Below are 22,804 nucleotides of genomic sequence, written 5' to 3' on the forward strand. Positions count from 1 at the left end.
GGCACAGTCAACGGCCCTTCGGCAGCGAGGGGGCATGCGGCACCACCAGGACGGACGACACTTTTCATGGACATGAGCGCCGGCGAGCGCAAGGGGCTCAGCCTCTTCGCCCTCATCATGATCGGCATAGGTTCGATCTTCGGCTCCGGATGGCTCTTCGGAGCCGGCTCTGCCGCCCAGGTGGCGGGCCCCGCGGCAATCGTCGCCTGGGTGATCGGCGTCGTCTTCATCGGCATGATCGCGATGTCGTACGCCGAGGTCGGCTCGGCCTATCCGATCCCCGGCGGGATGGCCCGCTACGGGCACCTCTCGCACGGCCCGGTCCTCGGCTTCCTCACCGGCTGGGCGGTGTGGATCGCGACCGCCTCGCTGATCCCGATCGAGTCGATCGCGGCCACCCAGTACATGACGTCCTGGAGCTTCGACTGGGCGAAGGGCCTGGTCGATCCGGCCACCCACCAGCTGACCGTCTCCGGCACGGCGGTGGCGCTGCTGCTGACCCTCGCGCTCTGGCTGACCTGCTTCTGGTCGGTGCAGCTGCTGGCCCGCGCCAACACCGTGCTCACCCTGGTCAAGTTCGCCATCCCGGTGCTGGCGGTGCTCGCGCTGATCGGGTCCGGCTTCCACACCTCGAACTTCACCGCGCACGGCGGCTTCGCCCCGTACGGCTGGCCGGCCGTGCTCACCGCCGTCACCACCTGCGGTGTGGTCTTCGCCTTCAACGGGTTCCAGGCCGTGGTCAACCTCGGCGGGGCCGCGAAGAACCCGGGCCGGGCCATCCCGCTCGCCCTGGCCGGCGCGCTCGCCCTGGGTCTGGTGATCTACCTGGCACTGCAGGTCGCCTACCTCGGCGCGGTGCCGCCGGAGCTGCTGGAGCGGTCCGGCGGCTGGCAGGGCGTGAACCTCAACTCGCCGTTCGCCGACCTCGCCGGGCTGCTGATGCTGCACTGGGTGGTCACCATGCTGCAGTTCGGCGCGTTCATCTCGCCGGCCGGGTCCAACATCGCCAATGTCGCCTCGGCCGCCTACATGGTCACCAACCTCGCCGAGACCCGGTTCTTCCCCCGGAAGCTGGCGGCCGTGCACCCCCGCTACGGCACCGCCCGCCCCGCGATGTGGCTCAACCTCGGCTTCTCCGTCCTGCTGCTGCTCACCGTCGGCCGCAGCTGGCAGGCGCTGGCCGGTGTGGTCTCGGCGGCCATGGTCATCTCGTATCTGATCGGCCCGGTCGCGGTGGGCGTGCTGCGGCGGACCCGCCCTGACCTGCCCCGGCCCTTCCGGCTGCCGGCCGCCGGGGTGCTGTGCCCGGTCACCTTCGCCTTCGCCGCCTGCGCGCTGTACTGGTCGAAGTGGCCGGAGACCGGCAAGATCACCGTGCTGACGCTGGTGTCCGCGCCGATCGCGGCGCTGGTGCTGTGGCGCCGGGGCGAGATCGCCAAGGGCGGCGAGGCGTCCGGCAAGGGCGGGCGGGCAGCGGGCCTGCTGCGGCAGTTCGCCCCCGCCTGGTGGATGATCGCCTTCCTGGTGTGGACGGCCACGGTGTCCGCGCTGGGCGGCCGGGAGTTCGGCGGCCGGGGTCTGCTCCCCGGCGAGCTGGGCACCGCTGTGATCGCGGTCACCGCCCCGCTCTTCTACTTCTGGGCCGTGCGCTCCGGAGTCAGGGCCCACGAACGGGGCCTGACCGGCTCCCCGTCCCCCGACGAAACCACCCCGGCACCCACTGTTACCTCCGACGACGGACACCGGATGGTTTCCGTCTGACGGCACCGCGCCGGGTCCGCGTTACGCTCGAAAACCGGCGCAGAATCTCCCCTCACCCCCCAGCTCCACCGTCCACCACGAGCAGACAAGGGAGTCCGCCCCCGTGGCCATCTCCGTCTTCGATCTCTTCTCCATCGGCATCGGTCCCTCCAGCTCCCACACCGTCGGCCCGATGCGCGCCGCCCGGATGTTCGTCGGACGCCTCAAGAAGGACGGTCTGCTCTCCGGGACGGTCCGCGTCCGCGCCGAACTCTTCGGCTCGCTCGGCGCCACCGGCCACGGCCACGGCACCCCCAAGGCCGTCCTCCTCGGCCTCGAAGGCCACTCGCCCCGCACCGTCGACGTGGAATCCGCCGACGGCGAGGTCGAGCGCATCCGCACCACCAAGCGGCTGCGGCTGCTGGGCGCCGAAATAGGCAGCGCCCACGAGATCGACTTCGACGAGGCGAACGAGCTGGTCCTGCACCGCCGCCGCGCGCTGCCTTACCACGCGAACGGCATGACGCTCTTCGCCTACGACGCGGCCGGCACCCCGCTGCTGGAGAAGACGTACTACTCGGTGGGCGGCGGCTTCGTCGTCGACGAGGACGCCGTCGCCGGCGAGAACCCGATCGTGCCCGACGACACCGTCCTGACCCACCCCTTCCGCACCGGCGACGAGCTGCTGCGGCTGGCCCGGGACACCGGCCTGTCGATCTCCGCCCTCATGCTGGAGAACGAGAAGGCCTGGCGCACCGAGGACGAGATCCGCACCGGGCTGCTGGAGATCTGGCAGGTCATGCAGGCCTGTGTGAGCCGCGGGATGACCCGTGAGGGCATCCTGCCCGGCGGCCTCAAGGTCCGCCGCCGGGCCGCGAACTCCGCCCGCGCACTGCGCTCCGAGGGCGATGCGGCCGCCCGCGCCATGGAGTGGACCACGCTCTACGCGATGTCCGTGAACGAGGAGAACGCGGCCGGCGGCCGGGTGGTGACCGCCCCCACCAACGGCGCGGCCGGCATCATCCCCGCCGTCCTGCACTACTACATCAACTTCGTGCCCGGCGCCGACGAGGACGGCGTGGTCCGCTTCCTGCTCGCGGCCGGCGCCATCGGCATGCTCTTCAAGGAGAACGCCTCCATCTCCGGCGCCGAGGTCGGCTGCCAGGGCGAGGTCGGCTCGGCCTGCTCCATGGCCGCCGGCGGCCTCGCCGAGGTCCTGGGCGGCTCCCCCGAACAGGTCGAGAACGCCGCCGAGATCGGCATGGAACACAACCTCGGCCTGACCTGCGACCCGGTCGGCGGCCTCGTCCAGATCCCCTGCATCGAACGCAACGGCATGGCCGCCGTCAAGGCCGTCACCGCCGCCCGCATGGCCCTCCGCGGCGACGGCCGCCACCACGTCTCCCTCGACAAGGTCATCAAGACCATGAAGGACACCGGCGCCGACATGAGCGTCAAGTACAAGGAGACGGCGCGGGGCGGGCTGGCGGTCAACATCATCGAGTGCTGAGCCCGAGGCTGAAAGCTGACGGCTGCGCAGGACCGTGACGAAAGGTAGGGCCCATCGGGTCCTACCTTTCGTCGTCCCTGTCCGCCCGCCAGAGGCCCGCCACTGACTGGGCGTAGGCGATGCGGTGGTCGAGGTGTTTGCCGTGGACGCGGTAGCGGGGCTCTCCAGGACCGCTCGCGGAGGCCGGTGCGGCGGTTGGCGGCGGCCCGTCAGGGGGCGCGCTCGCGGTGGTGGGGCCGGATGGGCTATCTGCCGATCTCCCAGGCGAAAGGCGGGAGTTCGCGGGCGCGGGAGTAGATGTCCAGGGCCTGGGGTGCGGGGACGAAGGGGTGGACTCGGGCGCCTTCGAGGCCGGCCAGTAGGCGGGCGCAGTGGTGGATGCAGCCGGCGGATTCACGGCCGTGACGGTCGATGATGGTGGCCGCGTCCTGTGGTCCCTCGCAGGGGGTGGGGTCCTTGGCTGCGGCGGCCGGGCAGCGGATGGAGGGCGTGGAGTTCGCGCCGGGGACGTGAGGCGCAGGGTTCGTGCCAGGGACGTGGGGCGCGGGGTTCGCGTCAGCGGGGCGGCGGGGCGGTGGGGTGTTGAGTGGCTGGTTCATCGTGCGGTCCCCCTGATGGTGCGGTGGTGCGTGCGGTGAGTGGCGCCGTGGGCGGGTCGCTCCGTCGTCCCGGCGCCCAGGGATGTGCTGCTCGGCGTGGGGCACGTCCATGCCGCCTTGGGGAAGACCTGGTCGGATCGTCAGCTAGTCATGGGAATGGGTGCGGATAGGTGCGGCAGGAGCGCGTGCGGGCCCGGTCAGGAGCGGTTCGGGGGGCGGAGGGCGAACGGTTCCAACAGGAGCGCCAGGGCGAGCAGGGCGGCCGCCAGGAACCAGCCGCCGAGGACATCGCCGGGCCAGTGGACGCCCAGGTAGATGCGGGTGAGGCCGACTCCGGCGGCCCAGAGGGCGAGCACCACGCACCAGGTGCGGGCCACGGCGGGGCGGGCGCGGCGGGCGATGCCCCAGGCCAGGATTCCGGCCGCCAGCAGGGAGGTGGTGGCGTGGCCGGAGGGGAACGCGTATCCGGAGGCGGTTCCGGCCCAGTCGGTGGCCGGGGGACGGGGGCGGGCGAGGAGTTCCATCAGGCCGTAGCGGATCGCCTGGCCGACGGCGAGGACGACGACGGCGCAGCTCACCGCGCGCAGCCGGCCGCGCGCCCGCCGTCCGGCCAGCAGACCGGCGAGCACCGCCATCAGATACGGGACCGGGCCGCTGCCGGTGGCGGTCAGCGCCCGGGCCATGGAGCGCGCGGGCTCCCCGCGGTGGGCGACGGACCAGCGGACGGCGGCCTGTTCGGCGGCGAGCGGGGCGCCGTGCCGTACGGACACGGCCAGGGCGGTGGCGGCGAAGAGTGCCGCGCAGAGGGCGGCGAAGGTAACGAGCGGGGCGGTGGGGCGGCGGGGGATCGGGAGTTCCGGCTGCGGCTCCGGCCGTGGCTGCTCCCCCGGTGGCCCCGGGGGTTCCGGTTCCGGGCCGGGCGGCGTCACCGGGTGGCCGCCAGGGGGCGCGGCCGGGTGGTGCGTGGACCTGTCGTGGAGCGCCGCGGGATGGTGATGTGGGGCGCTCGGGATGCCGTGGGCAGGGGGTCGGGGCGGTGCCCGTTCATGGCCTTGGCAACCGCTGTCACCTGCGGAAAGGCGGCGGCTGCTGGCATGTCGGCGGGCCCTCTCATAATGGGTTGCGGGCCTGCTGTGCGGTCGGCCCGACCGACTACAGCTACGTAGACGGTCTACGCACTGTAGATGACGAAGTGGTGGAGGGCGTTCCATGGCGGAGACACCACCCGTGCCGCGGCGCCCGCCCGGCGAGCTGGAGGCGAGCGTACTCGGGGCGCTCTGGGCGGCCGAGGGCCCGCTGAGCGCCGCCGAGGTGCAGAGCGCGCTGGGCGGACAGCTCGCGCGCACCACCATCACCACGATCCTCACCCGGCTGCACGACAAGGGGGCCGTATCCCGCTCCCGTGCCGGCCGTGGCTTCGCCTACTCGCCCATACAGGACTCCGCGGGCCTGACCGCCCGGCGGATGCGCAGCGAACTCGACAAACAGGACGACCGCAGTACGGCACTCGCCCGCTTCGTCTCCCAACTGACCAGTGAGGATGAGCAGTTGCTGCGGGTTCTCCTGGCGGGGGCGGAGGGCGGCGCTCCCGAGGGGCCGCAGCCCGGTCCGGGGGACGCCCTATGACCGGCCCCTAAGAACCCGCCCCGTTCTCCATGTGGGCCCCGCCGGGACCCATGGCGCTCCCCTGGCCCGTGCCCGTGCCCGTGCCGACCGTGAACCCCAGCGTGGCGCCGCCTCCGGGGCGGTGGGTGGCGAAGGCGTGGCCGCCGTGGGCGGTGGCGATTTCGCGGACGATGGCGAGGCCGAGGCCGGAGCCGGGGAGGCCGCGGGCGGCCGCGGCGCGGTAGAAGCGGTCGAAGACGCGGGTGAGATCGGCGTCCGCGATACCGGGGCCGCGGTCCAGGACCTCGACCCGGGCGCCGGTGACCACGACCTCGATCGGCTCCGTGCCGCCCGCGTCGAACTTGGCGGCGTTCTCCAGCAGGTTCGTGAGCGCACGGTTCAGCGCGGCGGGGCGTCCCTCGACCACCGCCGGGCGCACGGTCCGTACGGTGATCTCGCGGCCGGTGCGGCGGCGGGCCGAGGCGGCCGCCTTCTCCGCGACCTCGGCCAGACCCACCTCGGCGAGCGGATCGTCGTCGCGCGTTCCGGCGGCCAGATCCACCAGCTCGTTGACCAGATCGCTGAGTTCCCGGGCCTCGCCCCCCAGATCGGCCAACAGCTCCTCGCGGGCGTCCGGCGGCAGTTCGTCGAACCGTTTCAGCAGGGAGATGTTCGTGCGGAGCGAGGTCAGCGGGGTGCGCAGCTCGTGTCCGGCGTCCTGGACGAGGCGCTGCTGGTCCTGGACGGCGCTGGCCAGCCGGCCGAGCATGTCGTCGAAGGCGCGCCCGAGCCGGGCGACCTCGTCGCGCCCGGCCACCGGGACCGGGACGTCCAGCCGCCCGTGCTCCGCCACGCTCTCGGCGACCGCGGTCAGCCGCACCAGCCGGCCGGTGATCCGGCGCGCCAGCCACCAGCCGCCCGTCCCGGCCAGCGCGATGACGGCGGCGGCCAGCAGGGCGGTGCGCTGCTGGAGCGCGGAGAGCAGATCCTCGGTCTCGCTGAACTTCTGGGCGACCTGGACCGCCCCGCGGCCGCCGCCGAGCGCGACGGTCGCGACGTGGTATTCCTCGTCGCCGATGTCCGCCTCCCGCTCCGCATACGCGCCCGCCCGGTCGTCGTCGGCGATCCGGCGTTCCACGGCACCGGCCGGCAGCACCGGGCTCCCCCGCTCCACGATCCGGCCGCCCGCGCCCAGGAGCTGCACCTCGGTACGGCTGGGCCGGGTGAGATCATCGCGCGGCCCGTCATGGTCGGGGTCGGCGGTCGCGTAGTCGGCGGGCCGGAACGGCTTCTCCTGGACCTGGGTGCGCAGATCCCGTACGACCTGCGAGAACACCGATTTCTCATCGACGCGTACCAGCCGGGCCGCCGCGTCGTAGCTGAGGAATCCGACGAGGACGGTCACCGCGGCGGCCCCGGCGGCGAACGCCACCGCGAAGGCGGTGCGCAGACTGGCGGGCCTGCGGGTGCGCACCCAGGCCGCCGACCCGCCGCGCCGCCAGGAGCGCAGCCGGGAGCGGAGCCAGGAAGGCAGGTGGCGGCTCAGGCGGGAGCACAGGCGAGAGAGCAGCCGGGGGTGCCTGGCACGCGGCCCGGTCCCGGTGCGCTCGTCCCGTCCCGCCACCTCAGTCCTCCCTCAGCACATAGCCGACGCCACGCACCGTATGGATCAGCGGCCGGCTGCCGGGGACGTCGACCTTGCGGCGCAGATAGCCCACGTACACCGCGAGGTTCTTCGAGCCCGGACCGAAGTCGTAGCCCCAGATCCGGTCGTAGATCGTCGAATGGTCGAGCACGATCCCGGCGTTCCGGGCCAGCAGTTCCAGCAGCTCGAACTCGGTCCGGGTCAGCTCCAGCTCCCGCTCGCCGCGCCAGGCACGGCGCGAGGGGCCGTCGATCCGCAGATCCGCCGCCTCGACGACTCCGCTGTCCGCCACCAGTGCCTCGTACGCCCCGCCGGCCTCCGCGGACCCACCCGCCTCGCCGTTCTCATCGGCACCGTCGGGACCGGCCGCCTGCCCGCCGCCGTCGGCCGCCCCGGCCGAGCCGGCCGTCGACCGCCGCAGCAGCGCCCGCAGCCGGGCGAAGACCTCCTCGACCTCGAACGGCTTGACCACGTAGTCGTCCGCCCCGGCGTCCAGTCCGGCGATCCGGTCCGCGGTCTCGACCCGGGCGGTGAGCATCAGGATCGGGGTGCGGTCCTGCTCGGCCCGCAGCACCTGGCACACCTGGAGCCCGTCGATGCCCGGCATCATCACGTCCAGCAGGATCACATCCGGCCGCTCGCGGTGGGCGGCGGCCAGCGCCTGGATGCCGTCGGCGACGGCCGTGACCTGGTACCCCTCCAGGGTCAGGGCACGCTCCAGCGCGGTACGGATGGGGCGGTCGTCCTCGGCGAGCAGTACGGAATGGGTCACCCGGCAAGTCTGCCAAGAGTCCGGCGGTGCGCTGACGGGCGGCCGGTGGGGCGGCGGCTTTCTTACCCGGCTCTCACCCCTGGTTCTTACCGGGCTCTCACCCGGGCCACGCCATCGGCTTACCCCGTGACGACACGGTGGCCGAGTGCCGGACGGGCCGGTCGCGGCCACCATCCGCGCAGGTACCGGCCGGTCGGAATCATTCGGCACACCCGGGGAAGACACCACACCGCATGAAGATCACCCTGCTGTTGCACAACGCCTACGCCATCGGCGGCACCGTCCGCACCACCCTCAACCTCGCCGCCGCGCTCGCCGACCGGCACGACGTCGAGATCGTCTCGATGCTGAGACACCGCGAGGTCCCGCGGTTCACCGTGGACCCCCGGGTGCGGCTGGTCCCGCTGGTGGACACCCGGGTCGGCAGCGACGACATGGCCGATCCGCTGTTCGGCGAACCCGCGCAGGACTTCCCGCTCGCGGAGAAGCGGCACCACCAATACAGCCGGCTGGTCGACGTCCGCGCCGCGGAGCTGCTGCGCACCACCGACGCGGACATACTGATCGGCACCCGGCCCGGCATCAATGTCTACCTGGCGCGGTTCGGACCCCATCGGGCACTGCGGATCGCCCAGGAGCACCTCCGGCACGACGCCCACAGCAAACGGCTCCGCGCCGAACTCGCCCGCCATTACCGGACGTTGGACGCCGTGGTCACCACCACCGAGGCGGATGCCGCCGTCTACCGCGCGCGGATGCCGCTGCCCGGCGTACGCGTCCTGGCGGTGCCCAACATCGTGCCCGCGCCGGACGGGCCGCCGTCCGAGGGCACCTCGAAGGTGATCGCGGCGGCCGGCCGGCTGGTCCGCGGCAAGCGCTTCGACCTGCTGATCGAGGCGTTCTCCGCGGTCGCCGCCAAGCACCCCGACTGGCGGTTGCGGATACACGGCGGCGGCGCCGAACGGGCGCAGCTCCAGGGGCTGATCGACGGGCTCGGGCTGGGCGGGCAGGCGGAGCTGACCGGGCCGCGCTCGCCGATCGAGGCGGAGTTCGCCAAGGCGTCGATCGTCGCCTCGGCCTCGGACGCCGAGTCGTTCGGCATGACCATCGTCGAGGCGATGCGCTGCGGGGTACCCGTCGTCAGCACCGACTGCCCGCTGGGCCCGGCCGAGATCATCCACGACGGTACGGACGGGCTGCTGGTGCCGCGCGGCGACGGCCCGGCGCTGACCGAGGCGCTGCTCACCCTCATCGAGGAGCCCGAGCGCCGCCGCACGATGGCCGAGCGCGCGCTGCAGAGCTCACACCGCTACGACCCGGAGCCGATCGCCGAGCGCTATCAACTCCTGTTCGGGGAACTGCGGTCGACGCGCGGACGGCGGGCCCGGCAACGTGCCCTGGCGAACGCCCGCGCCCGCGCACGACGGCTGCTGCGACGCGCCCTGCGACGCTGAAACACCCTGCCACCACCTCAACTTGACCGCAGGACTAGGAACTTCCCGCCCGGAATGCGGCGTCCCCGGAAGCAAAGATGCTGAACTGCTGGAAGAAATCGGATCACTGGGAACCGGATCAGCGGGAATCTGGATCACCAGGAATCCGGATCACCGGGAACGGAGCAGGGCACGGCGCACGCGCGCTTCGCACGGCGCTTCGCAGGGAATAGCAGAGGGGACGCCGAAACACTGGATCCCGGTTCCGGATCGATCACGAAATCGGCGCATCGCGGAACGCGCCACTTCACGGAACGTCCGGAACACGCAGCAACACAGGTGACGCTTCGAGCAGTTGACGCTTCGAATCCGCAGGTCCGACGGCAGGAGGCCGCTCATGCTGCACGGTGTCGATGTCAGCTCCCACAACACCTCGTATTCCACCGCGGGGCTGGATTTCGTTTTCGTCAAGGCCACCGAAGGCCGCTCCTACATCAACCCGAACCAGTCCGCACAGGCGTCAAAGGCACGTAAAGCGGGCTGTGTGGTGGGTTTCTACCACTTTCTGTGGCCGGGCAATATCGCCGCCCAGGCGGAATACTTCGTCGAGAAGTGCGCCTCGGTCCAGGGCGACATTCTGGCCTGCGACTGGGAACGCACCGGCGAGGGGACCTGTGCGAGCAATGCACAGAAAGATCAATTCCTGCGCGAGGTGAAGAAGCTGCGCCCCACGCACCGGGTGATGCTCTACTGCAACCGCGACTTCTGGCTCAACCGCGACACCACGTCCTACGCGGCCGACGGCCTGTGGATCGCCGACTACGTCTCCGCCGGGCACCCGCGGATCAAGGCGAAGTGGCGCATCCATCAGTACACCGACCAGCCGCTGGACAAGGACGTCGCGGACTTCTCCAGCAAGGCCGCCCTCAAGAAGTGGGCGCACCCGGCATAAGGTTTCCTACCGGCACGCCGATGCGCGCCGCCAGGTACCGCACGCAGGCGGCGCGGAAACGCTGCGTACGCAGCCCGGAGCAGCGCGTCACCGCTGGTGCGCGACGCGACACGAGAACACGCAGCACGAGAACACGACGCAGTACGAGAACAAGAGGAGCAGCCGTGAGCGACCCGGCGTCGAAGGCCCTGCAGCAGGAGATCGCCCGGGATCTCCAGGTGACCGCGTCCTTCGACGCCGGGCAGGAGATCGAGCACCGGGTGACCTTCCTCACGGAGCGGCTGACCTCCACGGGCCTGCGCTCGCTGGTTCTCGGCATCAGCGGCGGCGTCGACTCCACGACCACGGGCCGGCTCTGCCAGCTCGCAGTGGAGCGGGCGCGCGCGGCCGGCCACGAGGCGACGTTCTACGCGATGCGGCTGCCGTACGGCGTCCAGGCGGACGAGAAGGACGCCCAGCGGGCGCTGGAGTTCCTCCGCGCCGACCGGGAGCTGACCGTCGACATCCGCCCGGCGAGCGATGCGGCGCTGCAGGCCGCGCTGGACGGCGGGCTCGTCTTCCGCGACGCCCACCACCAGGACTTCGTCCAGGGCAACATCAAGGCCCGGCAGCGCATGATCGCGCAGTACGCGGTCGCGGGCGCCCATGACGGCCTGGTCGTCGGCACCGACCACGCGGCCGAGGCGGTCTCCGGCTTCTTCACCAAGTTCGGCGACGGCGCGGCCGATGTCGTACCGCTCACCGGGCTCACCAAGCGCCGGGTACGCGCCGTGGCGGAGGCGCTGGGCGCCCCCGGGGAGCTGGTCCACAAGGTGCCCACGGCCGATCTGGAGACGCTTGACCCGGGCAAGCCGGACGAGGACGCGCTGGGTGTGAGCTACGACCAGATCGACGACTTCCTGGAGGGCAAGCCGGTCGACGCCGTGGCCGCCGAGGCGATCATCCGCCGCTACCGGCTCACGGAGCACAAGAGGGCGCTGCCGGTTGCGCCTTGAGGGGGGTCTGGGGGCTCCTTGAGGTGCGCGCCTTGAGGGGGTGCTCTTGAGGGGGCGCTCCCCGGCCGCGGTGCCTGGCGGCCTCGGAGCGCTCCCCCGGCCGCGTGAGACGGCCGCAGAGCTCTCCCCCGCCCCCTCCCCCTCCCCCTCTCCCCCTTCGGGGGAGGGGGCGGGGGGTGGGTTCGGGGGTGGGGGGGAGCCGCACCCCGCCAGCCGCACCCCGCCAGCGGCGCCCCGGAAGCCCCGCCCGGCCTGCCCGCACCCCCAGGGCCACCCCGGCCCGTCACACCCCCGCCGGCGAACCGTCACCGCCACGGTGCTAAATCGTGGGTCTGAGCGGGCATGCATCCGGCCATGGGAAGCCGCGAAGTGCGATCGGAAGATCAACTGTCAGTGGGTCCGCCTACGCTCCGAGGCATGGGTTACGCAAACCTGCGCGAACTCCAGACCGCGCTGACCACCGCCTCCGACCTTGCCTCGGCCCTGCAGTCCGCGCCCAGCCGGCGCGATGCGGACCAGCTCGTCGACGTCCTCCGCCAAGCGCTCACCGCCGCCAGCTCGCTGGGGGCGGAGACCGGCCCGACCGGCTGCGCCATACATCCTCATGGCGCGGTCGACCCGTTGTACGGCGACCCGGAAGATCCCCTTCCGCCGGGCTACGGGAAATGCCTGCTCTGCAACGACCGCCGCCGCCGGGCGGACGCCCACCCTCCGCACATCCGCCCCCACGCCCGCGCCCATCCGCGCTGGAGAAGACGGCTGAGTGCCTAAGGGCTGTCCCGTAGCCGAGAATCTCCCCTGTACCCGCGACGGCCCCGTACGGACGGCGCAGAGCTACCATCCGCGCATGCGACCTGCCAGATACAGCGATGAGGATCTAGAGCAGCACTCCCTGCGGCGACGGGTGCCCGACGACGGGCAGCGGTCCGGGTTCGAGCATGACGTCGACCGGATCCTGTACTCGACGCAGTGGCGGGCGCTGGCCGGGAAGAGCCAGGTGGTGGCGAGCGCCGAGCTGGGCGCGTATCACACCCGGCTGACGCACTCGATGAAGGTGGCGCAGCTCGGCCGGCGGATGGCGGAGCGGCTGGAGCGGCAGTACGGCGGGCCGAATCCGGCGCTCGTCGAGGCGGCGTGCATGGCCCATGACATCGGCCATCCGCCCTTCGGGCACGCGGGTGAGCTGGCCCTGCGCGCCACGATGGACGAACTGCACTTCGCGGACGGTGTGCTCGACAGCTTCGAGGGCAACGCACAGACCCTGCGGGTACTGACCTTCCTCGCCGCCCACAAATACCCGGGCCACCGAGGACTGCATCTGACCCGCGCCTGTCTGGACGCCGCCACGAAGTACCCGTGGGAGCGCGCGCCCGTCGACCAGGATCCGGCGCGGCATGTGAAGTGGGGCGTGTACGTCGCCGACCGGGAGGCGTTCTCCTGGGTGCGAGCCGGCCGTACGGACACCGCCGTACCGGTCGAGGAGCAGGTCATGGACTGGGCGGACGATGTCACCTACGCCTGCCATGACGTCGAGGACTTCTATCGCACGGGCCTGATCCCGCTGGCCGCGCTGTTCCCGCCGGACGGCTCCGCGGGCAGTGACACCGAGCGGGAGACCCGCCGCTTCCTGGATTACGTGCAGGCCAAGCGGGCGCGGGCGGGCGAGCCCTTCGACCGGGCGGCCGCGCTGGTGATGATGGAGGACATCGGCAAGCGGCTGGCGGTGCCCGCGCCGTACAGCGGCAGCCATGAGGACGCGGTGGCGGTCAATCGCCGCACCGCGGATCTGATCTCCTACTTCACCCGCGGTATCGCGCTGGAGGTGGGCGGCGCGGCGGCGATCCGTTACGGGGCGCAGCTGGTGATCCCGGCGGACCGGCGGGCCGCCTGCGATCTGCTCAAGGAGCTGGTCTGGTGCTACGTCATCGACCGCCCGGCGCTGGCCACCCAGCAGCACGGCAAGCGGCGGGTGGTGAGCGAGCTGCTGCGCTGGAGCCATGACGCACCCGAGCTGCTGCCGCCGGACCGCGCCGAGGAGCTGGCGCTGCACGGCGACCGGCTGCGTGCCGCCGCGGACCATGTCGCCTCGCTGACCGAGGATCAGGCGCTGGCCCTCCACCGGCGGCTGTCCGGTACGGGCCTGGGCTCGGTCAACGACAACGTGTGGCTGTGAGGTCGGGGGTGGGGCCGGGCCGGAGCCGCTCCGGCCCCACTCCGACCGGCCCCGGCCCAGCCCCGGCCCCGCTATTCGGTACCGTCCCGCCGTTTCTTCTCCGGCCGTAGCGCGAACCGGGCGAGCACCCCGGCGACGGCCAGCGCGGCGAGGGCGATCAGCACGGCGTCCGGAACGCCGTTGCCGATCCGCGTCGCCCATTCCTCGGCCCGGAACTCACTGTCCGCGTCGAGGATTCCGGGCAGCGCACTGGTCCCGTTGAAGCGCAGGAACAGCACGCCGATACCGATGAAGAACACCCCGGACAGCAGCGATGTGGTGTGCAACCGCAGCTTGCCGACGGTGAATTCGCGGCCTCGCAGCCAGCCCCGGGTGCCGAGCTTGCAGCGGTCCCACAGCAGCGCCAGCACGAACAGCGGCAGCGCCATGCCCAGCGCGTAGACGGCGAGCATCGAGGCGCCGTACACGGGCGAGCCGCTGACCGCCGTCACCGTCAGCACGGCGCCGAGGATCGGCCCGGCACAGAACCCGGCCAGTCCGTAGACACAGCCGAGCAGAAACGTGGAGACGGCGGACCGCGGGGTGATCCGCGCGGCGGCGGCCTGGGCGCGCCGGGAGGCGAAGCCCAGTCCGAGGATCTGGGCGAGGCCCATCGCGATGACGACCCAGCCGCCGATGGAGATCAGCAGATCGCGGTGGCCGTTGAACAGCCGGCTGGCCGCCGTACTGGCCGCGCCGAGCGGCACCAGGGTGGTGGCCAGTCCCAGATAGAACACGCCGGTACGGGCGACCAGCCGGCCGGGCGTGGACAGGGAGTACGCGAAGAACGCCGGCAGCAGCAGGGCGCTGCACGGGCTGAGCAGGGCGAGCGCGCCGCCCAGGAACGCCGCGAGGTAGCCGATATCGGTCACTTGTCGGACCCCTTGGCCGCCGGTCCGTGCTTCGCCCGTGCCGCGGCGTCCTCGATGGCCTGGGCGAAGACCTCCTGGGGCTGGGCCCCGGCCACCGGACGGCCGTTGACCAGGAAGGACGGCGTGGACTGCACCCCGAGCTGGTAGCCCTCGTCCTGATCCTTCTTCAGCGCCCGCTCGGCGTCCGCGCCCTTCATGTCCGCCCGGAACTTCTCGATGTCGTCCACACCGCTGCTGCGGGCCATGTCGACGATCTTGTCCTCGGCGAGCGCCGCACCCTTACGGGTCTTGGCGTACAGCTCGTCGTGCAGCTGCCAGAACTTGCCCTGCTGTCCGGCGGCCCAGGAGGCACGGGCGGCCCGCTCGGAGTCCGCGCCGAAGACGGTGAAGTTACGGAACTCGATGCGCAGGGTGCCCTTGTCGACGAACTTCTTGATCAGTGCGGGCTGGGTCTCCCGGGTGAAGCGGCCGCAGAACGAGCACTGGTAGTCGGCGTATTCGACCAGGACCACCGGGGCGTCCTTCTTGCCGATGGCCAGCGGGTCGCCGTCCTCGCGCCGGATGGTCCGCTTGGCGAGGTCGTCGAACATCTTCTGCTGTGCGGGGTCCTCCTGGGGCGCGGTGGAGGCGGCTGCCTGGGGTGTGCCGGTGCGGCCGGTGTCGCGGTCGCCCTCGACGGACGAGCCGACGGCGACGGCGATCGCGATCACGGCGACGACGAGGGCGATGACCGCGCCGACGGCGGCCAGTCTGCGGGTGGGAGAGGCGGAAACGGGCATGCGGAAGCTCCAGACGTACGGAGGGGGAATTCGGGCCGTGTGCGTCGGGCGGCGGCCTATATCCGCAATACGGGGAGGAGCGCGGTGTCGTCGATGACGGAGGCGCTGTCCGTCGGTGGCCGGGCGAGCGCGCACTGCACGGGCAGATCCACGGCGAGCGGCCCCGGGCCGGTGGTGGCGGGGGCGAGCGGCTCACCGCGGTGCGGTGCGGGCAGCGGGGCGGACTCCTCGGGCCCCGGCGCATGCCGCTCCGAGCACCTCTTGGGTGCGTGGGCGACGGGGGGCGGGGCGGGGTTGCCGAGCGTGGCGTCCGGAGTGGCCGCGGGGGTCACTGAGGCCGCAGGGGCCGCCGTGGTCGCTGAGGCGGCTGGTGTCGACGGCGCCGCTGGTGCCGCTGCCGCCGCCGGTGTCGTCGGCGCCGTGTCACCCGACCGCCACGTGGTCGCGGCCGTCGCCGCCCGGCCCGCCAGCCAGGCCTGGTCGCCACCGATCCGGCACAGCAGCGGCCCGAAGGTGACGGCGAGGAGGAGCAGCAGCGTCAGCGCGGCCGACCGGCGCACAGAGTGCATGTCCCTCCCTCTCCGTACCTCGCGCGAGCATGAACAACCCATCGTACGGACCGTCACCGCGCGAGCGGAGCACCACCGGTCCCCGGCGCCTGTCGCGGGCTCCGGGCCCGGCCCGGAGCCCGCCATCGGGGGCCGGACCGCCGGTCAGCGGTCGGCGATCCGCATCTCGAACCAGGTGGTCTTGCCGCGGGGCAGCAGATCCACGCCCCAGCGTTCGGAGAGCTTGTCGACGAGGAAGAGCCCGCGGCCGCTGAGGTCCATCGCCTGGACCGGCATGAGACACGGCAGACCGCGGGACGGATCGCGCACCTCGATACGGATCCAGCCGCGGCGGCGGAGCATCCGCAGCCCGAAGGTGCGGGCGCCGGTGTGCCGTACGGCGTTGCCGACGAGTTCGGAGACGAGCAGCACGGCGTGCTCGGCGAGCTGGGGCGTCAGGGACCACTGTTTGAGGAGGACGGCGGCGGTGAGCCGGCGCGCGATACCGGCGGACTGGGGGCGCGAGGGGAGCCGCACCTCACCGAGGGCCTGATCGCCGGCCGGTTCGGGTACCGCGGACACCGGTCTGCGGGAAGCCGGGACCCGGTCCCCGTCCGTGCCGGGGACGCCCCACCGTGCGGCGGCCGGATCGCTCCGCGGCCGCGGCTGCTCCATTCCTTCGAGGCCCGCCATGCCCCCCATCATGGCTGCTACTTGACGGTCACGGGGGTGGAACCGACGGAATCCACTGTCCGGAATCGCCGGTTCCCTCCCCGCGCCGGGACATATGCCAAAGGCCGTTAAGGTTCCGGTTCGCCTGTGCTGACCTGCGATGACACCCGGCCTCCGCAGGGCCGGCGGACGGCCTCAACAAGGTTGCCTTAAGCCGCAATTAAGTTCTGCGCCATTCCCCCACAAGGGGGCATCGCATCCCGGCCAAACCTCAGACGTACCGTCAACACCAGTTGTTTCAGCGGAACTTGGCCTTGCCGGGGCCTTCCTCGACGAAGCTGCGCATGCCGGTCTCCCGGTCCTCGGTCGCGAACAGCCCCGCGAACCAGTTGCGTTCAATGGTCAGGCCGGTGTCGATGTCCGTCTCCAGGCCCGCGTCGACGGATTCCTTCGCGGCCCGCAGCGCCAGCGCGGGGCCGGCCGCCAGCCGCGCCGCCCAGGCGTGCGCCTGCTCGTAGACCTCGGCGGCCGGCGCCACCCGGTCGACCAGTCCGAGCGTGAGCGCCTCGTCGGCCTTCACCTGACGGCCGGTGAAGATCAGGTCCTTGGCCTTGGACGGGCCCACCAGCCGCGCCAGCCGCTGGGTGCCGCCGGCGCCCGGGATGAGCCCCAGCAGGATCTCCGGCTGACCGAGCTTGGCGTTATCGGCCGCGATCCGGAAGTCGGCGCAGAGCGCCAGCTCGCAGCCGCCGCCCAGCGCATAGCCGGTGATCGCGGCGACCACGGGCTTGGGAATACGGGCCACGGCGGTGAACGCGTCCTGCAGGGCCTTGGACCGCACGACCATCGCCGCATGATCCATGACCTGCATCTCCTTGATGTCCGCCCCGGCCGCGAACACCTTCTCACCACCCCAGATGACGACGGCGCGCACATCGTCGCGGCGGGTGGCCTCCTCGGCCAGCTCGCGCAGCCGGTCCTGGGTGGCGATGTCCAGGGCGTTCATCGGCGGACGGTCCAGGCGGATGGTCCCGACGCCGTCGGCGACCTCGAAGTTCACAGTCATGCCCGGAAGGTTAGTACGCGTTAACGACAGCGGGCCCGGTGCACTCGGTCACAGTGCAGCGGGCCCCGTTGCCTTTCGGCCGTCCTACTGGCCGTCCTACTGGTCGGCCTTCCACTTCTCCCAGGAGAGGTTCCAGTCGCTGAAGCCGTTGTCCGGCTGGATCGTTTCGTCATGCGAGTTCTTGACGACGACCACATCGCCGATGACGGAGTTGCGGAAGAACCACGCCGCCGGGGTGGAACCGTCGCCGCCGCCGCGCTGGTCGAACAGGCCCACACAGCCGTGGCTGGCGTTCCGGGTGCCGAAGGCCGCGCTGCCCGACCAGTAGTTGCCGTGGATGAACGTGCCGGACGTGCTCAGCCGCATCGCATGCGGGACGTCCTTGATGTCGTACTCCCCGCCGAAGCCGACGGTGTCCCCGTTCATCCGCGTCACGAGGTGCTTTTCGCTGATCACCATCTTGCCGTTGTACGTCTCGGTGCCCGGCGCGCCCGCGGTGATCGGGATGGTCTTGACGGTCTTCCCGTCGCGGACCACGGTCATCTGCTTCGACTTGGCGTCGACCGTGCTGACCTGGCTGCGGCCGACGGTGAACGAGACCTCCTTGGCCTGGGTGCCGTAGACACCGGGCCGGCCCTCGACGCCGTTGAGGTCGAGCTTGAGGGTGACCTTGGTGCCGGGCGCCCAGTACTTCTCGGGGCGGAAGTCGAGCCGGTCGTTGCCGAACCAGTGGCCCTCGACGGGGACCGACGGCTCGGCGCTGACCTTGATGGCCTTCTCGACGGCCTCGGGGTCCGTGATGCCGCGGGTGAAGCGGATCGAGACCGGCATCCCGACGCCGACCCGCTGGCCGTTCTCGGGGCTGTACTGGCCGATGAAGGTGTTCTTGGGCACGAGCGTGGTGAAGCCGGAGTGCTCGGCGGCCTCCCGGCCCTTGCCGTCCACCGCTATGGCGTCGACGGTGTACTTCGTCGAGGCGCCCAGATGGCCGCTCGGCTTCCACACGGCGCCGTCGCCCGCTATCTTCCCGTCGACCTCATTGCCCTTGCCGTCCTTGACCTTGACGGACTTGAGCCGGCCCTTCTGGGCGGACACCTTCAGCGCACCGCTGGTGGCGACGCCGTCCGCACCGTCCTTGGGCGCTATCGTCACGGCGGCCTGCGAGGCGTCCTTGTCCCCGCCCGCCTTGCCGGCCTTCTTGTCGTCACCGTCATCGCCACCACACCCCGTCACCAGCAGCAGCACGGCGGCGAGCAGGACCGCGAGCGGTCCCCCGCCCCCGTGTGGCCACCGGCGCCGGCGCGCCGGCACCCCCGAATTCGGCTGGACGTTCACGACTGGCCCCTTTTCCCCTCGCACGGCCCGCGGTCCCCCGCACGCGGATGCGGGCAGCCGCGCGCTTGCCGTTAGATAACCACACCGCGGTGACAGTGAACTCCCCGTGAATGTCACTGTTTAGTCCCAAGTGCGGGGGTGGTTCGGGGGCACGGGCCGCGGCGGGCCGGTGCCAGGTCAGCGCAGCGCGGAGCCGGACCGCCACAACTCCCAGGGCATGTTCCAGCCGCCGAGGCCGTTGTCCGGCGCGACCACGCGCTCCGGGGAGTTGTCCACCACCACGGTGTCGCCGACGATCGACTGGGCGAAGAACCAGCCGGCCGGGGTGTTCGGGCCGCCGCCCCGGATGTCCTTGAGTCCGATGCAGCCATGGCTGGTGTTGACGCCGCCGAACACCTCGGGCGGCGCCCAGTAGTTGCCGTGGAGGAAGGTCCCCGATCTGGTGAGGCGCATGGCGTGCGGCACGTCCGGGATGTCGTACTCGCCGCCGAAGCCGACGGTGTCACCGTCCATCCGCGTCCTTGAATGGCGCTCCAGGATCACCATCCGCCCGTTGTAGGTGGGGTTCTCGTCGTCGCCAGCGGTGACCGGCAGCACCGCCACGACCCGGCCGTCCCGCCGTACGGTCATGGTGTGCCGGGCGGCGTCGATGAAGCTGACCTGATCCCGGCCCACCCGGTAGCGGACGGTGCGGCGCTGGGTCCCGTAGGCGCCCGGTGCGGCCTTCACCCCGCGCAGCCGCAGCTGGACGGTGATCTCGGTGCCCGGCCGCCAGCGCTCGCGGGGCCGGAAGTCCAAGCGCCGCCGGCCGAACCAGTGGGCGGCGACCGGGACGCCGGGCCGGGCGCTGACCCGGACGGCGCGTTCGACGGCCGCGCGGTCGGCGACCGGCCGGTTGAAGACCATCGAGAAGATCAGGCCGGTGCCGACGGTGGCATCGCCCTGGGGCGAGAAGTGGCCGACGAGGCGGTGGACGGGCGCGGCGGTGGTGAAGGTGGAGTGGCGGGCGAAGCGGTGGCCCGCGCCGTCCAGCGCCACCGCGTCGACGGTGTAGCGCGCGCCGAGTTGGAGGCGCCCGGGGGCGGGCCGCCAGGTCATGGCGTCGGGCGTGATCCGCCCGGCGACGGGCCGCCGGCCTGCCGCACCGGTGCGGCTGACCGTGACCCGCTCCAGCCGCCCCGCCGGCACCCGGACCTCGAACCGCCCGTCGGCCCGTACGCCGCGCGCGCCGTTGTGCGGCACGACCGTGATGGTCGCCTCCGGGGAGCGCGGTTTGCCGCCGACGAAGACCTCCGGGTCCCCGCAGCCGGCCAGCGCCGCCGCCCCGGTGAGACCGGCCAGGACGACGAGGACCAGACGGATGCGGCGGGGGCGGCGGGGGCGACAGGTGTTGCGGGCCGTCCGCACCGCCGCGCCACGGGCCGCCCGGTCGCCCGTCCGGTCCCCCGCCCCGTCCGGCAGCCGGCCCCGCGCACGGGCGCCGCCGCGGCGCTTCGCTCGGTCCCCTGCTCGGTCCTGCTGATGGGCGGTCATATACCGCATTGTGCGGGATGACGCTCGGGTTAGGAGGTATGCCGCGTAACGGGATGTCACCGGCAGAACGGGGCGGAGCGAGGAGCCTCCGACGGGAAGCGTGAGGCAACGCCCGGTTGCGGGAAGAACAACGGGGAGGGCGGACACCTGCACGGCCGGGACTCCCCAGCGCGCACCGGGAGGCACCGCCATGCCGGGACCCACCGCCCGACCGAGCCATGAGCCGCAGGAGGCGGGCACGTGTCGAGCGCACCCGAGCAGGAGGCAGTGGCGGACGAACCACTCGCCCCACCCGCGGACATCCGTCCCGGCAGTCCCACTCCACTGGGGGCCCGGTACCGCACCGGTCCCGATGGCATCGCCGGCACCAACTTCGCCCTGTGGGCGGGCGGCGCCGAGGCCGTCGAGCTGTGTCTCTTCGACGACGCGGAGCGCGAGACCCGCCATGCGCTGACCGAGCTCACCCATGAGATCTGGCACGGCTTCCTGCCCGGAATCCGCCCCGGACAGCGCTACGGCTACCGGGTGCACGGCCGCTGGGACCCCTGGTCCGGCGCCCGCTGGAATCCGGCGAAGCTGCTGCTGGACCCGTACGCCCGAGCCGTGGACGGCGACTTCGGCACCCGTACCGAAGCGTCCGGCGCGGGGGCCGCGCTGCCCGCCCAGCTCTACGGGCATGTCCGCGACTGGCCGCAGCAGCAGGTCGCCGACACCGTGCGCGACGACCGGGACTCGGCGCCGTACGTCCCCAAGGGCGTGGTGGTCGGTGACGACACCGGGGACGAGGGCGGTGCCGACGAGTGGCGGGACGACCGCCGGCCCAAGACGCCCTGGCCGGATTCGGTGCTCTACGAGCTGCATGTGCGCGGTTTCACGATGCGCCACCCCGGTGTCCCGGAGCGGCTGCGCGGCACGTATGCCGGGCTGGCGCACCCGGCGGCGCTGGAGCACCTGGTCCGGCTCGGGGTCACCGCCGTCGAACTGCTGCCCGTCCACCAGTTCGCGCATGAGGACCATCTGGTGCGCCGGGGGCTGCGCAACTACTGGGGCTACAACTCCATCGGCTACTTCGCGCCACACGCCGGCTATGCCGCCACCGGTACCCGGGGGCAGCAGGTCGGCGAGTTCAAGCGGATGGTGCGGGCGCTGCACGACGCCGGTATCGAGGTGATCCTCGATGTCGTCTACAACCACACCGCGGAGGCCGGCGAACTGGGCCCGACGCTGTCCCTCCGGGGCATCGACAATCGCGGCTACTACCGTCTGGCTGGCGACGCCCGCCGCTACGCCGACTACACCGGCTGCGGCAACACCCTGCATGTCGTCCAGCCCCATGTGCTGCGGCTGATCACCGATTCGCTGCGCTACTGGGTCACCGAGATGGGCGTGGACGGCTTCCGCTTCGACCTGGCGGCCGCGCTGGCCCGCTCCATGCACGACGTCGACATGCTCTCCCCGTTCCTCGCCGTGATCGCCCAGGACCCGGTACTGCGCCGGGTCAAGCTGATCGCCGAGCCCTGGGACGTGGGCAACGGCGGCTATCAGGTCGGCGCCTTCCCGCCGTTGTGGACGGAGTGGAACGACCGCTACCGGGACACCGTCCGGGACTTCTGGCGCGGCGCCCAGCACGACGTACGCGATCTGGGCTACCGGCTCTCCGGGTCGAGCGACCTCTACGCCTGGGGCGGCCGCCGCCCGTATGCCTCGGTCAACTTCATCACCGCCCACGACGGCTTCACCTTGCGCGACCTGGTCACCTACGAGCACAAGCGCAACGCCGGCAACGGCGAGGGCAACCGCGACGGCACCCACGACAACCGGTCCTGGAACTGCGGCGCCGAGGGCGAGACCGACGACCCGGCGGTCGGCGCGCTGCGCCACCGCCAGCTGCGCAACCTCCTGACCACCCTGCTGCTGTCGACGGGCGTGCCGATGCTGGTCTCCGGGGACGAGATGGGCCGCACCCAGCACGGCAACAACAACGCCTACTGCCAGGACAACGCGACCAGTTGGCTCGACTGGTCGCTGCTGGACGCCCCGGAGTGGCGCCCGCTGGCCGGTCTGGTCGCCCGGCTCGTCGCGCTGCGCCGCGCCCACCCGGTGCTGCGCCGCCGGGCGTTCTTCTCCGGGCGGCCGCATCAGCAGGGCGGTCTGCGCGACCTCGCCTGGTTCACCGCGGACGGGACGGAGATGACCGAACAGGACTGGTACACCCCGGGGGCCACGCTGGGCATGTACCTCTCCGGGAACGACATCTCCCAGCGCGACGCCCGGGGCATCCGGATCGTCGACGACAGCTTCCTCGCCGTGCTGCACGCCGGCGACCGGCCGCGCCCGTTCACGCTCCCCGGGCCGCCCTGGGCGAGCGGTTACGAACTGCTCGTCGACACCGCGCGGGAGGACCAGCCGGGGGCGGCGGAGGCGTCGTACGCGGCGGGCGCCCCGATCACGCTCGGTGGACGCTCGGTGCTGCTGTTCCGGGCGGTGCCGGGCTGAGCGTAGGGGGCTGAGGCCCATGGGGCGGGGCCGCACGGGG

20 protein-coding genes are annotated in these 22,804 nt (G+C 72.1%); 9 read left to right on the plus strand and 11 right to left on the minus strand.

The window, feature by feature from the left end; all coding sequences use genetic code 11:
• Nucleotides 1-66: 66 nt before the first annotated feature.
• Both STRTU_RS10425 and STRTU_RS10430 read left to right on the plus strand, forming a co-directional pair.
• Nucleotides 67-1,761: an APC family permease gene (locus tag STRTU_RS10425; RefSeq protein WP_159743284.1), complete on the plus strand. Its 1,695-nt coding sequence runs from the start codon at nt 67-69 to the stop codon at nt 1,759-1,761.
• A gap of 103 nt (nt 1,762-1,864) precedes the next feature.
• A complete protein-coding gene (locus STRTU_RS10430) occupies nt 1,865-3,250 on the plus strand; it encodes an L-serine ammonia-lyase (RefSeq protein WP_159743285.1) in 1,386 nt (461 codons plus the stop codon).
• 245 nt (nt 3,251-3,495) lie between these two features.
• Here the strand turns inward: STRTU_RS10430 and STRTU_RS10435 are convergent, their stop codons facing one another.
• Complete coding sequence (locus STRTU_RS10435) at nt 3,496-3,849, minus strand: hypothetical protein (RefSeq protein ID WP_246240339.1); 354 nt, start codon at nt 3,847-3,849, stop codon at nt 3,496-3,498.
• Between the two features lie 197 nt (nt 3,850-4,046).
• Nucleotides 4,047-4,778, minus strand: coding sequence for a phosphatase PAP2 family protein (locus STRTU_RS10440; RefSeq protein ID WP_159743286.1), 732 nt, complete (start codon nt 4,776-4,778; stop codon nt 4,047-4,049).
• A gap of 280 nt (nt 4,779-5,058) precedes the next feature.
• Here STRTU_RS10440 and STRTU_RS10445 point away from each other — a divergent pair, with 280 nt between their 5' ends.
• Complete coding sequence (locus STRTU_RS10445; protein WP_159743287.1) at nt 5,059-5,475, plus strand: BlaI/MecI/CopY family transcriptional regulator; 417 nt, start codon at nt 5,059-5,061, stop codon at nt 5,473-5,475.
• Nucleotides 5,476-5,482: 7 nt separating this feature from the next.
• Here the strand turns inward: STRTU_RS10445 and STRTU_RS10450 are convergent, their stop codons facing one another.
• Nucleotides 5,483-7,078: a sensor histidine kinase gene (locus STRTU_RS10450; RefSeq protein WP_371873580.1), complete on the minus strand. Its 1,596-nt coding sequence runs from the start codon at nt 7,076-7,078 to the stop codon at nt 5,483-5,485.
• A 1-nt stretch (nt 7,079) separates the two neighbouring features.
• The gene (locus STRTU_RS10455; RefSeq protein ID WP_159743288.1) at nt 7,080-7,871 is read right to left on the minus strand and encodes a response regulator transcription factor; all 792 of its coding nucleotides are present in this window, start codon (nt 7,869-7,871) and stop codon (nt 7,080-7,082) included.
• Between the two features lie 233 nt (nt 7,872-8,104).
• On the opposite strand from STRTU_RS10455, the gene STRTU_RS10460 reads away from it, so the two are divergent.
• The 5 genes from STRTU_RS10460 to dgt all read left to right on the plus strand — a co-directional run bounded on the left by STRTU_RS10460 (nt 8,105) and on the right by dgt (nt 13,424).
• Complete coding sequence (locus tag STRTU_RS10460) at nt 8,105-9,325, plus strand: glycosyltransferase family 4 protein (RefSeq protein WP_159743289.1); 1,221 nt, start codon at nt 8,105-8,107, stop codon at nt 9,323-9,325.
• 376 nt (nt 9,326-9,701) lie between these two features.
• Nucleotides 9,702-10,256 carry a GH25 family lysozyme gene (locus STRTU_RS10465; RefSeq protein WP_159743290.1) on the plus strand — a complete coding sequence of 185 codons (555 nt, stop codon included), beginning with the start codon at nt 9,702-9,704 and terminating at the stop codon, nt 10,254-10,256.
• A gap of 164 nt (nt 10,257-10,420) precedes the next feature.
• Complete coding sequence (nadE, locus tag STRTU_RS10470; RefSeq protein ID WP_159743291.1) at nt 10,421-11,251, plus strand: ammonia-dependent NAD(+) synthetase; 831 nt, start codon at nt 10,421-10,423, stop codon at nt 11,249-11,251.
• A 417-nt stretch (nt 11,252-11,668) separates the two neighbouring features.
• Nucleotides 11,669-12,022: a hypothetical protein gene (locus STRTU_RS10475; RefSeq protein WP_159743292.1), complete on the plus strand. Its 354-nt coding sequence runs from the start codon at nt 11,669-11,671 to the stop codon at nt 12,020-12,022.
• Between the two features lie 76 nt (nt 12,023-12,098).
• On the plus strand, nt 12,099-13,424 hold the full coding sequence (dgt, locus tag STRTU_RS10480) for a dGTP triphosphohydrolase (RefSeq protein WP_246240342.1): 1,326 nt from the start codon (nt 12,099-12,101) through the stop codon (nt 13,422-13,424).
• A 71-nt stretch (nt 13,425-13,495) separates the two neighbouring features.
• Here dgt and STRTU_RS10485 read toward each other — a convergent pair whose 3' ends face one another.
• The 7 genes from STRTU_RS10485 to STRTU_RS10515 all read right to left on the minus strand — a co-directional run bounded on the left by STRTU_RS10485 (nt 13,496) and on the right by STRTU_RS10515 (nt 20,268).
• Entirely contained in the window at nt 13,496-14,335 is an 840-nt protein-coding gene (locus tag STRTU_RS10485; protein ID WP_159743293.1) for a cytochrome c biogenesis CcdA family protein, read from the minus strand.
• Entirely contained in the window at nt 14,332-15,114 is a 783-nt protein-coding gene (locus STRTU_RS10490) for a DsbA family protein (RefSeq protein ID WP_159743294.1), read from the minus strand. The genes STRTU_RS10485 and STRTU_RS10490 overlap by 4 nt, the downstream gene beginning before the upstream one ends.
• 56 nt (nt 15,115-15,170) lie before the next feature.
• Nucleotides 15,171-15,683, minus strand: a complete 513-nt coding sequence (locus STRTU_RS10495) for a hypothetical protein (RefSeq protein ID WP_159743295.1) — start codon at nt 15,681-15,683, stop codon at nt 15,171-15,173.
• Between the two features lie 144 nt (nt 15,684-15,827).
• Entirely contained in the window at nt 15,828-16,355 is a 528-nt protein-coding gene (locus tag STRTU_RS10500) for an ATP-binding protein (RefSeq protein WP_159743296.1), read from the minus strand.
• A 277-nt stretch (nt 16,356-16,632) separates the two neighbouring features.
• Nucleotides 16,633-17,400, minus strand: coding sequence for an enoyl-CoA hydratase/isomerase family protein (locus STRTU_RS10505; RefSeq protein ID WP_159743297.1), 768 nt, complete (start codon nt 17,398-17,400; stop codon nt 16,633-16,635).
• A gap of 96 nt (nt 17,401-17,496) precedes the next feature.
• Nucleotides 17,497-18,735, minus strand: coding sequence for a L,D-transpeptidase (locus STRTU_RS10510; RefSeq protein ID WP_167539128.1), 1,239 nt, complete (start codon nt 18,733-18,735; stop codon nt 17,497-17,499).
• A gap of 177 nt (nt 18,736-18,912) precedes the next feature.
• Nucleotides 18,913-20,268, minus strand: a complete 1,356-nt coding sequence (locus tag STRTU_RS10515) for a L,D-transpeptidase (RefSeq protein WP_159743298.1) — start codon at nt 20,266-20,268, stop codon at nt 18,913-18,915.
• A 240-nt stretch (nt 20,269-20,508) separates the two neighbouring features.
• Here STRTU_RS10515 and glgX point away from each other — a divergent pair, with 240 nt between their 5' ends.
• Nucleotides 20,509-22,764, plus strand: a complete 2,256-nt coding sequence (glgX, locus tag STRTU_RS10520) for a glycogen debranching protein GlgX (RefSeq protein ID WP_159743299.1) — start codon at nt 20,509-20,511, stop codon at nt 22,762-22,764.
• The last annotated feature ends 40 nt before the right edge of the window (nt 22,765-22,804 follow it).

The sequence above is a fragment of the Streptomyces tubercidicus genome (assembly GCF_027497495.1).
In the GTDB taxonomy this organism is placed as follows: domain Bacteria; phylum Actinomycetota; class Actinomycetes; order Streptomycetales; family Streptomycetaceae; genus Streptomyces; species Streptomyces tubercidicus.